Annotated in this window: 14 protein-coding genes; 7 read left to right on the top strand and 7 right to left on the bottom strand. The window is 52.2% G+C overall.

The genetic code is table 11. The features are described from left to right. Window positions 1-192 precede the first annotated feature (192 nt). From WFK81_RS12370 to WFK81_RS12360, 3 genes are read left to right on the top strand one after another with little or no spacing between them, the layout of a single operon-like run. Window positions 193-1,065, top strand: coding sequence for a 3-hydroxyacyl-CoA dehydrogenase family protein (locus WFK81_RS12370; RefSeq protein WP_336786728.1), 873 nt, complete (start codon window positions 193-195; stop codon window positions 1,063-1,065). Further along, window positions 1,066-2,274 (top strand): acetate/propionate family kinase, encoded by a 1,209-nt coding sequence (locus WFK81_RS12365; RefSeq protein ID WP_336786727.1) that lies wholly within the window; start codon window positions 1,066-1,068, stop codon window positions 2,272-2,274. It abuts the gene before it with no gap. Window positions 2,275-2,307: 33 nt separating this feature from the next. Beyond that, window positions 2,308-2,988, top strand: coding sequence for a DnaD domain protein (locus WFK81_RS12360; RefSeq protein ID WP_336786726.1), 681 nt, complete (start codon window positions 2,308-2,310; stop codon window positions 2,986-2,988). Between the two features lie 65 nt (window positions 2,989-3,053). Here WFK81_RS12360 and WFK81_RS12355 read toward each other — a convergent pair whose 3' ends face one another. Then, window positions 3,054-3,911 (bottom strand): AraC family transcriptional regulator, encoded by an 858-nt coding sequence (locus WFK81_RS12355; RefSeq protein ID WP_336786725.1) that lies wholly within the window; start codon window positions 3,909-3,911, stop codon window positions 3,054-3,056. Window positions 3,912-4,048: 137 nt separating this feature from the next. On the opposite strand from WFK81_RS12355, the gene WFK81_RS12350 reads away from it, so the two are divergent. The 4 genes from WFK81_RS12350 (at window position 4,049) to pyrE (ending at window position 8,122) form a co-directional block, all read left to right on the top strand. Next, window positions 4,049-6,028, top strand: coding sequence for a glycoside hydrolase family 127 protein (locus tag WFK81_RS12350; protein WP_336786724.1), 1,980 nt, complete (start codon window positions 4,049-4,051; stop codon window positions 6,026-6,028). 117 nt (window positions 6,029-6,145) lie between these two features. Continuing rightward, a complete protein-coding gene (locus WFK81_RS12345; protein WP_336786723.1) occupies window positions 6,146-6,946 on the top strand; it encodes a TIGR00266 family protein in 801 nt (266 codons plus the stop codon). A gap of 63 nt (window positions 6,947-7,009) precedes the next feature. Further along, window positions 7,010-7,483 (top strand): DinB family protein, encoded by a 474-nt coding sequence (locus WFK81_RS12340; RefSeq protein ID WP_336786722.1) that lies wholly within the window; start codon window positions 7,010-7,012, stop codon window positions 7,481-7,483. Window positions 7,484-7,585: 102 nt separating this feature from the next. After that, a complete protein-coding gene (gene pyrE, locus WFK81_RS12335) occupies window positions 7,586-8,122 on the top strand; it encodes an orotate phosphoribosyltransferase (RefSeq protein ID WP_336786721.1) in 537 nt (178 codons plus the stop codon). A gap of 87 nt (window positions 8,123-8,209) precedes the next feature. Here the strand turns inward: pyrE and mtnB are convergent, their stop codons facing one another. The 6 genes from mtnB to proB form a co-directional block, all read right to left on the bottom strand. Beyond that, on the bottom strand, window positions 8,210-8,860 hold the full coding sequence (mtnB, locus tag WFK81_RS12330; RefSeq protein WP_336786720.1) for a methylthioribulose 1-phosphate dehydratase: 651 nt from the start codon (window positions 8,858-8,860) through the stop codon (window positions 8,210-8,212). A gap of 1 nt (window position 8,861) precedes the next feature. Further along, window positions 8,862-9,530: a 2-hydroxy-3-keto-5-methylthiopentenyl-1-phosphate phosphatase gene (locus WFK81_RS12325; protein WP_336786719.1), complete on the bottom strand. Its 669-nt coding sequence runs from the start codon at window positions 9,528-9,530 to the stop codon at window positions 8,862-8,864. Next, complete coding sequence (locus tag WFK81_RS12320) at window positions 9,527-10,747, bottom strand: 2,3-diketo-5-methylthiopentyl-1-phosphate enolase (RefSeq protein ID WP_336786718.1); 1,221 nt, start codon at window positions 10,745-10,747, stop codon at window positions 9,527-9,529. Before WFK81_RS12320 ends, WFK81_RS12325 begins: the two co-directional genes overlap by 4 nt. Next, the gene (proC, locus tag WFK81_RS12315; protein WP_336786717.1) at window positions 10,747-11,628 is read right to left on the bottom strand and encodes a pyrroline-5-carboxylate reductase; all 882 of its coding nucleotides are present in this window, start codon (window positions 11,626-11,628) and stop codon (window positions 10,747-10,749) included. Before proC ends, WFK81_RS12320 begins: the two co-directional genes overlap by 1 nt. A 24-nt stretch (window positions 11,629-11,652) precedes the next feature. Next, entirely contained in the window at window positions 11,653-12,903 is a 1,251-nt protein-coding gene (locus WFK81_RS12310) for a glutamate-5-semialdehyde dehydrogenase (protein ID WP_336786716.1), read from the bottom strand. A 74-nt stretch (window positions 12,904-12,977) separates the two neighbouring features. Beyond that, window positions 12,978-14,084 (bottom strand): glutamate 5-kinase, encoded by a 1,107-nt coding sequence (proB, locus tag WFK81_RS12305; protein WP_336787314.1) that lies wholly within the window; start codon window positions 14,082-14,084, stop codon window positions 12,978-12,980. Window positions 14,085-14,200 lie beyond the last annotated feature (116 nt).

Genomic DNA, 14,200 nt, shown 5'->3' with positions numbered 1-14,200 from the left:
GGTGTAAAGATAACAAAATCGAAAAGCATACAAAATCGTTCATGGGTTGTTCATGAGGCGTTCAAGATCCGTTCATCTTCCTGCCTTCATTCTTTGTCTAAAAAAGGGTATAATGGATGCGAGGAAGAGAGAACTATTCTCAATAACACTCAAAAAAAGAGAAAAACATACGAGGAGAGAATCGACAGAATTATGGCAATCAAAAAAGTTGGCGTCATCGGCGCCGGTACAATGGGGCAAGGAATCGCGGAAATGCTCGCTTCTAAAGGGCTGGATGTGTATGTAATCGAAAGCTCGGAGGAACGCTTAACATACGGTATGCAGATGATCGAACTCAACCTGGATAAACAGATTGAGAAGTGGGCTCTGACGCAGGCTGAGAAAAAACTGATTTTGAATCGTATCCATAGATGCAAGAACTATGAAGACATGAATTCCTGCGAGCTTGTTATTGAATCCATCACCGAGGATTTGGAGAGCAAAAAACAGGTATTCCAGAAGCTGGACGAGATTTGCGACGATAACGTCATTATCGCAAGCAATACCTCCACGCTTAGCTTGACCGAGCTGGCAAGCGTAACCACCCACCCGGAGCGCGTCATTGGCCTCCACTTTATTTATCCGGTATCCAAAATCGATCTGGTTGAAATTGTCCGCGGTTTGAAAACCTCCGATGCTACGTTTGACGCAACGAAAGAATTTGTGGATGAGGTTATCCAGAAAAAAGGGATCATGGTGTTCGAATCGCCAGGCTTCGTGACTACCCGTTTGATCTGCCTCTTCATTAATGAAGCTCTGCATGTTCTCGAGGAAGGCGTCGCTTCGGCTGAAGATATCGATAATGCGATGCGTATCGGCTATTCGTTCCAGAGCGGACCTTTCGAGATGGCCGACCGTTTTGGCCTGGACTCCGTCCTTGCTGCCCTTGACCGGATGTTCCGCGAATACGGGGAGTTAAAATACCGTCCGTCTATCGTTCTGAAGAAGATGGTGCGCGGAGGACATCTCGGCGTGAAGTCGGGTGTCGGATTTTTCAAATATGACAAGGATGGGGACCGTATCTAGATGAAAGTACTCGTAATTAATGCAGGAAGCTCTTCGCTGAAATATCAACTCTATAATATGGAGAACGAGGCGGTGCTTGCGAGCGGGCGAGTGGAGAGAATCGGCATGGATTCCTCGATCGTCACCCATGAACCTCCCGGCAAGCCGGACGTGACGCAAGTAAGCGAGATACTTGACCACGTCACCGCGGTTAAGAAGGTTATCGACATGCTGACGCATCCCGAGCACGGCGTAGTTTCCTCGATGGGAGAGATCGATGCGGTTGGGCACCGGATCGTGCACGGCGGCGAAGTGTTCAAGAGCTCGGCTCTTGTAACGGCCGACGTGAAGCAGGAAATTCGCAGGCTGTTTGATCTAGCTCCGCTTCATAACCCGGCGCATATGATGGGCATCAACGCGGTAGAGGCGAATATGCCTAATGTTCCGCAGGTTGTCGTATTCGATACGGCTTTCCATCAGACAATGCCTAATACATCTTACCTGTATCCTATTCCAAGAGTATTGTATCGCCGTCATAAAGTGCGCCGTTACGGTTTCCACGGAACTTCGCATCAATATGTCAGCCAGAAGGCTGCCAAGTACCTGGGCAAGCCGCTGGAGTCGCTGAAGATGATTTCGTGCCATATCGGCAACGGCGCAAGCGCAACCGCCATCCTGGAAGGCAAGTCTTTTGACACGAGCATGGGGATGACGCCGCTTGAAGGGCTGATGATGGGTACGCGCAGCGGTGACCTGGACCCGGCAATCGTGCCGTATGTTATGAACAAAGAAGATTTGACGTTAAGCGAAGTGAATTCGATGCTGAATAAGCACAGCGGTATGCTTGCGATCTCCGGCATCAGCAGCGATATGCGCGAAATCGTGGAAGCAATGGGCGAAGGCGACGCTAATGCCAAGCTGGCCTTTGATATGTACACGTACCGCGTCCGCAAATATATCGGCGCATATGCAGCCGCGATGAACGGCGTTGACGTTATTCTGTTCACGGCAGGGGTTGGCGAGAACTCGAACGTTCTGCGCAAAGCGGTATGCGAAGGCATCTCGTTCCTAGGCGTTGAGCTGGATGAGGAACGCAACAACATCCGCAGCAAGGACGTCCGCGAGATTTCGACGGATGCTTCCCGCGTGAAGGTGCTGGTTGTTCCTACGAACGAGGAGCTGCTTATTGCCCGCGATACGTACGCGATTGTGAAAGGCGAGTCGAAATAATCGAATAGCAGTAGTAGCGGAGGGATCGGTTACATGAGCAATGAGGACATGTGGAAGGCCTATTCGCGGGGAATGGCGGCCGTCATGAATGAAGGAGGCGTGCATGTGTCTGCACTTCTTCTACGGTCTTACCGGCAATTGAATTTATCCGACACGGAAGCGATGCTGATGCTGCAGCTGATGCAGTTCGGGGAATCGGAAGGGATCGAATTTCCGACGATGGAGCAGCTGGCCGAACGTACCGGCTCTACCACAAGAGCCATTGAGCAGACGATTGGCCGTCTGATGAAAGAAGGCTTCTTGACCATCGACGAGCGGATTGATCCGGTGACGGGAATTCAATCGGAGCAATATAATTGGAGCGGTTGGCTGCTTAAGGCCGCCGAGTGGGCGGCCGAAGAGAAGCGGGAGACACGGAGAGCGGAGCGCCGCACCGTGAAACGCGCAACGGATCCGGGCAACATTTTTTCGGTGTTCGAGCAGGAGTTTGGACGCCTGTTATCGCCGATGGAATGCGAGACGATCTCCGGATGGCTGGACCAGGACCGTTATGCGGATGAGCTGATCCGGTTTGCCTTGAAGGAAGCTGTCTTTGCAGGCAAGCTGAATTTCCGTTATATAGACCGGATTCTAATCGAGTGGAGCCGGAACCGGGTTACGAACGTGGATGAAGCAAGAGCCCATTCCCAGAAGTTCCGTGGACCGCGCGGGTAGCACTTATATGATTATATGGAAGCCTTGTATTTCCTGATGGGAGTACAAGGCTTCTTTTCATTCCGTTAAGGCGAGAATTGCTTGCGGTACTTCAGCGGAGAGGTGCCTGTGTAGGCTTTAAAGCAGTTGGAAAAGTATGGAGCATGGCGGAAGCCCGTCTTATCGGCTATAACCGCGACGGACCATTCGGTCTTTACGAGCAGCAGCTTGGCTTGCTCCAGCCGGTATTGATGCAAATAGTCCATCGGGGAGCAGTGATAGATTTCTTTCATGCATCTGACGATGTAATTGGGATGAAAATGAAGGGCCTCCGCCAGAGCCGCGTTCGTAAGCTCTGATTGATAATGCTGGCGGATATAGGCTTCCGTCTTGCTTGCCAGCTTCATGGCCGGAGAATCCGTGCTCGCACGGTCCCGCCGTTCCTCCAGCAAGCCAAGCAGCTCGATAAAAAGCTGGTGTTCCTGCCAGTAAACGCCTCTTTGATGTTCATTCGCAAAGGTTAGCAGCTGACTGAGATGCCGCTCGGCAAGGATAAATTCAGGCGGCGACGCATACTTGGGTATTTGGATGAAGTAAGGGTTTTCCCAAGCATGGCGCAAGGGTAGAGGCGGGGAAGCAGCATCCGAGGCATGCTGCTTCCATTCCCCATTGAAGTCGAAATGAATCCAATAAAAGGACGTATCGCTGTCGCAAGGCTTAGTCGAATAGTGATAACGGTCCGGCAGAAGCAGCAGCGTCTCTCCGGCTTTAACTTCCCATTGCTTGTCTTCTTCACCGATATATAAGGTGCCTTTGGTTACCCACAGGAGGTCAAACAAACCTAAGTTGCGGCGGTTGGGATGCTGTTCGCCGGGCTTGTACGCGGTCTGTCCGGTTGCGGTGTAATAAGGCATGGGAGGAAGCTGAAGGGATACGTAAGTCATGCGGTCAGTCCATCTCCAATCAGTGTTATATTTTATAAAAAAGAAGGTCGTTTTAGCTGTAGTTTCCTTGTCTTTTCGAGAATAAACTAGAAACTAGGAAGAATCAAATCTTTTATATTCGAGCAGGAGGAACTTTCATGGCGAAGCAGCTTAACGGACGGCTGGGAAGCAGTCAGGTACATATTGAGGATGCTTTTTGGAACCGCTTTACGGAGCTCGTGCGCGAGATCGTAATCCCTTACCAATGGGAAGCGTTAAACGACCGGATCGCGGATGCGGAGCCAAGCTATGCCATCCGTAATTTCCGTGTAGCGGCAGGACTTGAAAACCATCCTTACGGCGGCATGGTGTTCCAGGACAGCGACGTGGCGAAATGGCTGGAGGCGGTTGGTTATTCCTTGGCGAATCACCCCGATGCCGAGCTGGAGCGTACCGCAGATGAAGTTATTGATCTCATCGCGATGGCGCAGCATGAGAATGGTTATTTGAATACGTATTTCACGATAAAAGATCCGGGCAAGCAGTGGACCAATCTTTATGAGGCGCATGAGCTGTATTGCGCGGGCCACATGATGGAAGCGGCAGTTGCTTATTATGACGCGACGGGAAAACGCAAGCTGCTGGACGTCATGTGCCGGTTTGCCGATCATATCGATTCGGTTTTTGGCCGGGAGGAGGGCAAGCTGAAAGGCTATGACGGCCATCAGGAGATTGAGCTTGCATTGGTGAAGCTGCATCGGGCGACGGGTGAAGAACGTTATTTGAAGCTGGCTCAGTTCTTTATCGACGAACGCGGGGCGGAACCGAACTTCCTGGTGGAAGAAGGGAAGCAGCGGGACGGCTATAGTTTGTGGGCCGGAGGCAAACGCCCGATTCCAACCGTGCCGCAATTAGCGTACAACCAGGCGCATAAGCCGGTTCGCGAACAGGAAGCGGCGGTAGGTCACTCGGTTCGTGCGGTCTACATGTATACCGCAATGGCGGATTTGGCCAGATTGACCGGAGATAAGCAGCTTCTTGAAGCATGCGAACGGTTATGGAATAATATGACCGGAAAACAAATGTATATTACCGGCGGTATCGGCTCCACGCATCATGGCGAGGCATTCTCCTTCGACTATGATCTGCCGAACGATACGGTATACGCGGAGACTTGCGCTTCAATCGGCCTGATCTTTTTTGCGCAGCGGATGCTTAAGCTGGAAGCAAAAAGCGAATACGCCGATGTTCTGGAGCGGGCGTTGCATAACAATGTGGTAGGCAGCATGTCGCAGGACGGCAAGCATTACTTCTACGTCAACCCGCTTGAAGTATGGCCGCAAGCCTCAGAGAAAAATCCGGGCCGCCATCATGCGAAAGCCGAGCGTCAGAAATGGTTTGGCTGTTCCTGCTGCCCTCCAAACGTGGCGCGTCTGCTCAGCTCCTTGAACGACTATATTTACACGGTGTCCACCGCGAGCAATACAATCTATACGCATCTTTTTATCGGCAGTGAGGCCCGATTCGAACTCGCCGCAGGCTCCGTTGCATTAAAGCAGCAGTCACAGCTTCCTTGGAAAGGATATACCCGATTCGAATTTAGTGATGTTCCGGGTACGCCGTTTACGTTTGCCCTGCGGATTCCATCATGGAGCAGAGGCAAGGCCGTACTAAATATTAACGGCGTAACGGCGGAATACGCCGTTGAGAATGGATATGCGCTCGTTAACCGTAATTGGCAGCAAGGAGACGTTGCGGAATGGGAACCGGAGCTTAAAGCTCAACTAACGGCAGCTCATCCGCAAATTCGCGCAAATGCCGGCAAGGTTGCTATCGAGCGCGGGCCGCTTGTCTATTGCTTGGAGGAAATGGATAACGGAAGTCCACTTGCGGCGGTGTCGCTGGTTACATCGGGAGAGCTTCATTCTTATTATGACGATCAATTACTTGGAGGAGCGGTTGTCATCGATGCCGAAGGACAGCTGGATGAACAGGAGTCCTGGCAGGAAGATACGCCATATCGTCCGTACGCGCAGCATCGCGCCTCAAAGAGGGTTCAGTTGAAGGCTGTTCCGTACTATCTCTGGGGCAACCGCGGGAAAGGCGAAATGATGGTTTGGATACGTGCTTTGGGATAAGAACCGTAAGGAGAGCATGCATTTTTTACTGCATGCTTTCTTTTTTATATTGGGAAATAATTGGATGTTAATGGTATGATAGAAGGGAAGCTTCATTATCGTTCAGGAGGGATTAGGTTGAGGAGCAACCACGAAATCGATTATTACATTCATGGCGACGATATGCAATTTGTAGAAATTGAGCTGGACCCTTCCGAGACGGTTATTGCCGAAGCGGGAAGCCTTATGATGATGGATGACGGCATTCATATGGAAGCGATTTTCGGAGACGGCAGCGGCCAAACCTCAGGCGGGCTAATGGGTAAGCTGATGAGCGCGGGCAAACGGATTCTGACGGGCGAGAGCTTGTTTATGACAGCCTTCACGAATGAAGGAATCGGCAAGAAAAAAGCCAGCTTTGCCGCGCCGTATCCGGGCAAAATCATTCCGATTGACCTGCATGCCGCAGGCGGAAAAATGATCTGCCAGAAGGATGCGTTTCTTGCAGCCGCAAAAGGCGTGTCGGTCGGAATCGAGTTCCAGCGCAAGATCGGAACGGGTTTTTTTGGCGGAGAAGGATTTATTATGCAAAAGCTTGAAGGCGACGGTCTTGCCTTTATGCATGCGGGCGGCACGATTATCCGCAAAGACCTGAATCCGGGGGAGAAGCTTCGCATTGATACGGGCTGCCTGGTGGCTTTTACGCCAAGCGTGCATTACAGCATTGAAATGGTAAAAGGGGTGAAGACCTTCCTCTTTGGCGGTGAAGGTCTATTCTTCGCAACGCTGGAGGGACCAGGAACCGTCTACATTCAATCGCTGCCGTTCAGCAGGCTGGCGAGCCGCGTATTCGCTGCAGCGCCTCGAGGATTCGGAACGGGCGGCAAGGACGAAGGAAGCGCGGCAGGCGCTATCTTCAATATGCTGAAAGGCGACTGACAGCCTGTTCAGTTATACTCCGTCCCTTAGCGGGATGGAGTTTTTTTAGGGAGGTAATCGACAATGAGTTATGAGTTTAATCGAGTGTGGTTAGCCAGGAAATTCGAAGAAATTCAGAAGCGAATTTTGAAAGCGCTTCATCAGTTGGATGATGAGCAGGTCAATTGGAGTCCGGGAGCAAATAGCCACTCCATATCGACGATAATCAGGCATATTGAAGGTAATATTCTCGAGAGGGTTAATAAAGGGGTTCTTCGCCAGAATATTATAAGAGACCGGGAGGCTGAATTAAAGCCGACATTTGTTGCAAAGGAAGAGCTGTCAAGGATCATACAAGAGCGCCTTCAATTTGTTATAGACACCACTCGCTCCTTATCGGATGAACAGCTGGAACAGACACAGCCGGTTCGCGGCAAGGAACGCTGCAATCTGGATATGCTGCATCAATGCGCGGCGCATTACTCGGAGCATATGGGCCAAATTTTTTATATCGCCAAGCAATTATTGAAGGAAGAATATCAATCGACTTCGATTTAAAAAACTCTCCATAGCCGCATAGACAATTCCTTTGAGATTTGCTAAACTTTCAAACGGCGCATTTTTAGGGTAATCGACTTTTTAGGGAGAAGGGGACTGTAGATGAACAAAACAGAGCTTGCAAGAGAAATTATGCAAACGTCACGACTGACGGGAGAATTCAAGCTTCGTTCAGGTAAAACCTCGAATCATTATTTCGATAAATACTTGTTCGAATCCAATCCCGTGCTTCTAGCTGCGATCGCAGAACAGCTTGCACCCCTTGTTCCGGAAGGAACGGAAGTTTTAGCCGGGCTTGAGATGGGCGGTATTCCGATTGCGACCGCACTTTCCCTCAGAACAGGCATTCCGGTTGTCTTCGTCCGCAAGAGAGCGAAGGATTACGGAACAAGCAAATTGGCGGAAGGGATCGATATAACGGGCAAGAAGGTCTGCATTATCGAGGATGTCATCACGACGGGCGGACAGGTGCTCTTAAGCGCAGCAGACCTGCTGAACCACGATGCGGAGCTGAAAGAGGTGCTTTGCGTCATCGAGAATGAAAAGGCTGGCAGAGCCAACCTCGAAGAGGCGGAATTCGAAGTCCGCTCCTTGTTCAAGATGGAAGAATTACTGGCCGCAGTCGAAGAAAGCGTATAAGAATAAAAACCGGAATCTATTAATTCTATATCGGTAATAAAAAAGCTGGCCAATCTCGCTACCAACGAGTTGACCAGCTTTTTTGCTTCATTTGCGGCCGTTCAGCATTTCCCAGCGGTACACGTACTCGAACAGGAACTCAAACGCTTCGATATGGCGCTTCGCTTCGAAGGCGTTCGCACCCCATGCGTAAATGCCGTGCTTGCGGAGAATAATGCCCGGTATCCGCTTGTCTAGCCGCTCCGTTACTTCCGGTACGATACGAGGAATCTCAGCGAAGTTGGAAACGATCGGAATGTCGATATGCGCTTCCTCATCCCAGATGTTCAGGCCCTTGATCAGCTCTACCCCGTCTACGGGGACCGCTCTGCGCTCCCAGAACCATTCGGACAAAACGGCGCTGTAAACGGAGTGAACGTGGAAAATAGCGCCTGCACCCGTTAAACGGTAGATTTCGTTGTGAATAAGCGTTTCGGCGGAAGGCTTCAGGTTAGTCGCTTCGCAAGCTTTCCCGTCCTTGTCGACAAACAGGTAATCCTCCGGCGTATGTACCGTTTTGTCCTTACCGCTTGCCGTAATGGCGAAGTAGAATTCATCCGGGTTGAAATCCCCTACGCGAACCGAGAGATTGCCGCTTGTTCCGGCAAACCAGCCGCGGGAGGCGAACAGCTCTTTAACGCTGCGCAGCTCGGCGAGCGCCTGCTGCTTTTGTTCCAGCTTAATATCGGTAAAAGCCATGTTAAACGATCCTTTCTTTCTTCAGCTCATGCACAATGTCATGGAAGGTAGTAAATTCGGAATGCGGGAGACCAAGCTCCTTGCATTTATCCGTCAGATGATGGCGGGAGAAGACCGTATCGGCCAGCTTGGCGCCTTCAAAGTCGGTTACGCTGTCGCCGATAATAATCCGCTCGTATTCGCTTGCCGGGAAACGGCGCATAATCGTTGTTTTGCACATGCCGCAGTCATTGGTGCAATGCTCATCGCATGGATGCGGCCATGTAATTTCGATCTGCTCGCCGCTGAAGTCGCTGCCGTTGCAGTAAATATGATCCTCTGGAATGCCAAAGCGGGCAAGCACCGGATACACAAAGAAATCGATGCCGCCGCTTGTCACGTAGAACTCGATCTGCTCGTCCTTGCAGTATTGGAGCAGTTCGGCAAAGCCGTCACGGATTTGCACGTTGTTAATGCCATACTCTACAACTTCCTTCCGAATGGAAGTCGGGAGGAGGCGGAACATCCGGCCAACGCCGTCGCGGATCGAAATTTTCTGGGACAGAACCGCATTCGCAATGTCTTCCCATCCCGGCGGGTTGAAATGCTTGATGATAGCTACAATGTTATCGTTAACGGTGATGGTTCCGTCAAAGTCGCAGAAAATGATGCGTTTCTTGGCTGTAGTCATTCCTTGATCCCCCATGCGTCAATAGCCGCCTGAAGCGGTTCGTTACCCGGCTGCGCCGCTGCTTCCCGAAGCGGTACGCCGTTCATTGCTGCCGTAATCGCGCTGCGGAATGCTTTGCCGCCAGCCGCAGTGCCCATTGGATGGCCGTGGATGCCGCCGCCGGCATTCACGACCACGTCCGTGCCAAAATCGCGCAAAATAAGAGGGACAAGTCCGGGATGGATGCCGGCCGATGGGACGGGGAAGCTCGTCCGGAGCGTATCGGAAGGCGCAAGAAGCGCGTCTTTTACGGCCAGGTTCTCTTCCTTCGGCATGACAACCGAACCGTAAGGGGAAGGGAACAGTACCAGATCCGCGCCAGCCAGACGCATCAGCTTGCCAAGCAGCACGGCTGCGCTGATTCCGTAATGCGGCGATGGATAAAAGGCGCCTGCCATTGCCGGATGAGCCGCGATTGGCACGTTAATCTCCGGATCTTTGCTAAGCTCATGCAGCACGTCATAGCCGTAAGACAATACGTTGAACAGCAATGCGTTGGCACCCGCTGCGATAGCTTTTCTCGCCTGGCTTGCCAGCTGCGAGGTTGGACCTGTCAGGTTAACCGCGTAAAGCAGCTTTTGACCGGTTTCCTGCTGGGCTTTGCGGGCAGCCTCCATGCATACTTCCACGCGCTTCTCCAGCGGAGTAAGCGGGTTCTCGAACAGAATCTCGTCATCCTTGATCAGGTCAACGCCGCCAAGCGCCTGCTTGTAGAACTGCTCTTGCAGGTTCGGAAGATCATGGCCGACAACCGATTTGAAAATACTCATCAGAAGCGGGCGGTCGTGAACGCCAAGAAGCTGACGTACTCCTTCCAGGCCGTACTTAGGACCAGGGAAGGCCGATTGGAATTGCTCCGAGACATCCAGATCAATCAGCTTGATTTTGCCGTCCATGGACAGCTTGCCGAAAATCGTCACGAGCAGGGCAGGGATATCCCGGCTGAAGTTGATATCCGGATATGCGATCCGGATATCGGCATAACGTTCTCTGCCCGCCTCTTCATGCACGTCAACGGACAATACTTTGCCAAGATGCTTCTCCATCTCGGCTTTGCGCGCTTCAGGGAGCTCCGTCCAGCTGCCAACCGTTAAGCCAACAGCGATGGACAGCGCTTTTTTATCAAAATCCGCTTTTTCGTCAAAGCAGCGGTAAGTCGCAACACACATCTGATTCATTAGGACAACGTGCTCCTTTCAATATCCGCTCCGATTTCGCCGGCGCGCTCGGCCGAACGCAGCATGCCGCGAACGACGGCTTCCGTTAATCCGCTAGCTGCCATCGATTCGATTGCAGCCTGGGTCGTACCGTTAGGGGAAGTCACCTTACGGCGGAGCTCAGCCGGCTCCTCGCCGGTTGTTCTGACCATCTCGGCAGCGCCAAGCACGGTCTGAACGATCAGCTCCTTCGCTTGGTCAGCAGGGAGGCCAAGCTTCTCCGCGGCTTCCATCATCGCTTCCATGAAGAAATAGACATAAGCCGGGCCGCTGCCCGACACACCCACGATCGAATCCTGCAGCGACTCCTCAACAACCGCATTAATGCCGATCGAAGCGAACATCGTTTCCGCAAGCTTTCGCTGCTCTTCGGTCACGCTGCCCGAGTAGCTGATTCCCGTTACGCCAAGACCGATGGTGCTCGAAGTATTGGGCATCGTCCGCACGATCGCGGCGGACCTTCCCAGCACGCGTTCGATAGAAGAGATCGACAGACCGGCAATAACCGAGACAATCAGCTGCTTCTCCGAGAGAAGATGCTTGATGGTCGAAATCGCGCTGACTGCGTCCTTAGGCTTCATTGCCAGGAAAACAATATCCGCGTCCTGAATAAACTGCTCGTTCGTAGAGCCGTTTAATACCGTCTGAACGCCGTATTTCTCGCTCAGCTCATTTAAACGGTCCGCGTTCTGACGGTTCAGCATCGAGATTTGCTCCGGCTTAGTCAGCCTTTGATTAATAAGTCCGCGTACGATGGCTTCCGCCATCGAGCCTGCGCCGTAGAAGCTGATTCTCAAAGCTTCGATATTAACGCCTGCGTTTGTTTGTTCCATTGATAACATATCGTTTACCCTCCAAACTCTATCTTAACCGCGGATTTGGCCGTTGCCGTAAACCCGGAATTTTGTTGACGTAAGAGCCGGCAGACCCATAGGTCCGCGCGCGTGAAGCTTTTGCGTGCTGATGCCGATTTCCGCTCCGAAGCCGAATTCGAAGCCGTCCGTGAAGCGCGTGGAAGCGTTATGGTAAACCGCTGCCGCGTCAACCTCGTTAAGGAAACGCTCGGCATGTCCGGCATTTTCCGTTACGATGCATTCCGAATGCTTTGTGCTGTACTGGCGGATATGCTCAAGTGCCTCATCTAAGTTTGCTACAATACGAATATTTAAAACGTAATCGTTATATTCCGTTGCAAAATCCTGTTCGGTCGCAAGTTTGGCCTGCGCAATGCGTTCCGCCGTTTGTTTATCGCCGCGCAGCTCGACATTGGCTGCAAGGAAGCGGCCGGTGATTTGCTCAAGATGTTTGTCAGCAAATGCTTCGTGCAGAATCAGGGTTTCCATCGAATTGCAGACGGAAGGGCGCTGCACCTTCGCATTGAAGGCGATCTGTTCCGCCATGCCGTAATCCGCGCTTTCGTCCACGAAGGTATGGCAGATGCCGGCGCCTGTCTCGATAACAGGCACGGTTGCGTTTTCGACTACATTGCGGATCAGTGCCGCGCCGCCGCGCGGGATAACCACATCCAGCAGTCCGTTTAACTTAAGCATTTCGTTGACGGACGCACGGTCGGAATCTTCAATAAGCTGAATCGCATCCTTAGGCAAAGCGGTCGAAGCCAGAGCTTTCCGCAGCACCTCCACGATCCGGCGGTTAGAGTCCAGGGCAGCGGAGCCGCCGCGCAGCACAACGCAGTTGCCGGTTTTGAGGCAAAGGCCAACGGCGTCAACGGTAACGTTGGGACGCGCTTCGTAAATCATGCCGATAACGCCAAGCGGCACGCGAGTTTTCTCCACGCGGAGACCGTTAGGACGGTCGAATTGCTCAAGAAGCTCGCCTACAGGGTCCGGAAGCTCCACAACTTGACGAAGACCTTCCGCAATGTCCGCAACGCGGGCTTCGTTCAAAGCGAGGCGGTCCAGCAGGGAAGGGCTTGTGCCATTCTCGCTGCCGCGTTCCAGATCTTTTTTATTGGCTTCGATAATAGATGCCTGATTCTCGATCAGGGCATTCGCCATTGCGGCAAGAGCGGTATTTTTCTGCTCGGTCGTCATTTTGTTCATGATGCTGGCGGCGGCCTGAGCAAGCGTTGCTTTTTGTCTAACTTCACTAACCATCTCGATTCCTCCTAAAATGAATTGCGAAGCAATTCATGCTTCGAAAGCATAAACTTAATGAATTGCTACATACTCTATCGCAGGGAAACCCACTCGTCGCGGTGAATGACCTCGATTCTGTTAACATCCACCCGGCGCTTGACTTCTTCCGTGCTGAGACCGGCTACGGCTTGAATCTGCCAAGCTTCATAGTTCACGACACCGCGGCCGATCGTATCGCCCGTCAGATTTGTTACCTCTACAACATCCCCCGAATGAAAATCGCCTTGGATTTCGCGGATGCCGGCCGGCAGCAGGCTTTTTCCGCGTACAAGCAAGGCATGCTCGGCGCCGTCGTCGACAACAATGCGGCCGTGGGGGTTGGAGTGGAAGCCCAGCCATTGCTTCTTCATTGGCAGGCTATGTAACCGGGTATCGAAATAAGTGCCTTTGCCCGTGCCGTCTACCGCTAATTGCAGATCGCCAGGCTGTTGAACTTTTCCGATAAAAGCTCTGACGCCGCCGCGCATGGAGATACGCGCTGCTTCGATTTTGGAACGCATACCGCCGGTTCCGACCGCAGAGCCTGCTCCGCCTGCCAGCTGCATAATCTCTTCCGAAATTTGATCAACCCGCTCGATCTTGACGGCTTCCGGATTTTTTCGCGGATCCTCCGTATATAGGCCGTCCATATCGGTAATCATGATCAGACTGCTTGCTTTGGTCATCGCCGCAACCAGCGCGGACAGCTTATCGTTATCTCCGAACTTGAGCTCAAGCTCGTCGGTAGCTACCGTATCGTTTTCATTAATAATAGGTATGATGCGAAGGCGAAGCAATTCCTCAATCGTCTTGAGCGCATTCTGGATCCGTTTGCGGTTGGAGAAGTCTGCCCGAGTCAGCAGGATTTGTGCAACTCCGATGCCAAACTCTCCGAAAGCTTCCTGATATGCCTGCATGAGCAGCGCCTGGCCAACCGCGGCAGCGGCCTGCTTCTCATGGACCGCTTTTGGCCGTGCCGCGTAACCGATCTGGCGGAAGCCCGCAGCCACCGCGCCGGAGGTTACCAGAATAAGAGGGCAGCCTTGCTTGTGCAAAGCCGCGAGTTCAGAAGCAAAATAGGTGATACGTTCACGGTTTAGGCCGCCTTCTTCCGAAGTTAAGGAGCTGCTACCGATTTTGACAACAATTCTCTCCGACATCTTCTCATCCCATTTCCTGACAAAAATAAAAAGACCTCCGTCCATAAAGGACGAAAGTCTATAGCTTCCGCGGTACCACCTTTGTTGACCAAATGGCAAATACACATTCAGGTCCA

Origin of the sequence: Paenibacillus sp. MMO-177 (genome assembly GCF_037147795.1) — a bacterium.
Lineage (GTDB): Bacteria > Bacillota > Bacilli > Paenibacillales > Paenibacillaceae > Pristimantibacillus.
The sequence above is the reverse complement of the archived record's forward strand: the minus strand, read 5'-3'. Positions and strand labels throughout refer to the sequence as shown.

Excerpts from the sequence above, each read along its gene's own strand:
- WFK81_RS12370 (WP_336786728.1), top strand. The coding sequence starts at position 193 with ATGGCAATCAAAAAAGTTGGCGTCATCGGCGCCGGTACAATGGGGCAA.
- WFK81_RS12365 (WP_336786727.1), top strand. The coding sequence starts at position 1,066 with ATGAAAGTACTCGTAATTAATGCAGGAAGCTCTTCGCTGAAATATCAA.
- WFK81_RS12360 (WP_336786726.1), top strand. The coding sequence starts at position 2,308 with ATGAGCAATGAGGACATGTGGAAGGCCTATTCGCGGGGAATGGCGGCC.
- WFK81_RS12355 (WP_336786725.1), bottom strand. The coding sequence starts at position 3,911 with ATGACTTACGTATCCCTTCAGCTTCCTCCCATGCCTTATTACACCGCA.
- WFK81_RS12350 (WP_336786724.1), top strand. The coding sequence starts at position 4,049 with ATGGCGAAGCAGCTTAACGGACGGCTGGGAAGCAGTCAGGTACATATT.
- WFK81_RS12340 (WP_336786722.1), top strand. The coding sequence starts at position 7,010 with ATGAGTTATGAGTTTAATCGAGTGTGGTTAGCCAGGAAATTCGAAGAA.
- pyrE (WP_336786721.1), top strand. The coding sequence starts at position 7,586 with ATGAACAAAACAGAGCTTGCAAGAGAAATTATGCAAACGTCACGACTG.
- mtnB (WP_336786720.1), bottom strand. The coding sequence starts at position 8,860 with ATGGCTTTTACCGATATTAAGCTGGAACAAAAGCAGCAGGCGCTCGCC.
- WFK81_RS12325 (WP_336786719.1), bottom strand. The coding sequence starts at position 9,530 with ATGACTACAGCCAAGAAACGCATCATTTTCTGCGACTTTGACGGAACC.
- WFK81_RS12320 (WP_336786718.1), bottom strand. The coding sequence starts at position 10,747 with ATGAATCAGATGTGTGTTGCGACTTACCGCTGCTTTGACGAAAAAGCG.
- proC (WP_336786717.1), bottom strand. The coding sequence starts at position 11,628 with ATGTTATCAATGGAACAAACAAACGCAGGCGTTAATATCGAAGCTTTG.
- WFK81_RS12310 (WP_336786716.1), bottom strand. The coding sequence starts at position 12,903 with ATGGTTAGTGAAGTTAGACAAAAAGCAACGCTTGCTCAGGCCGCCGCC.
- proB (WP_336787314.1), bottom strand. The coding sequence starts at position 14,084 with ATGTCGGAGAGAATTGTTGTCAAAATCGGTAGCAGCTCCTTAACTTCG.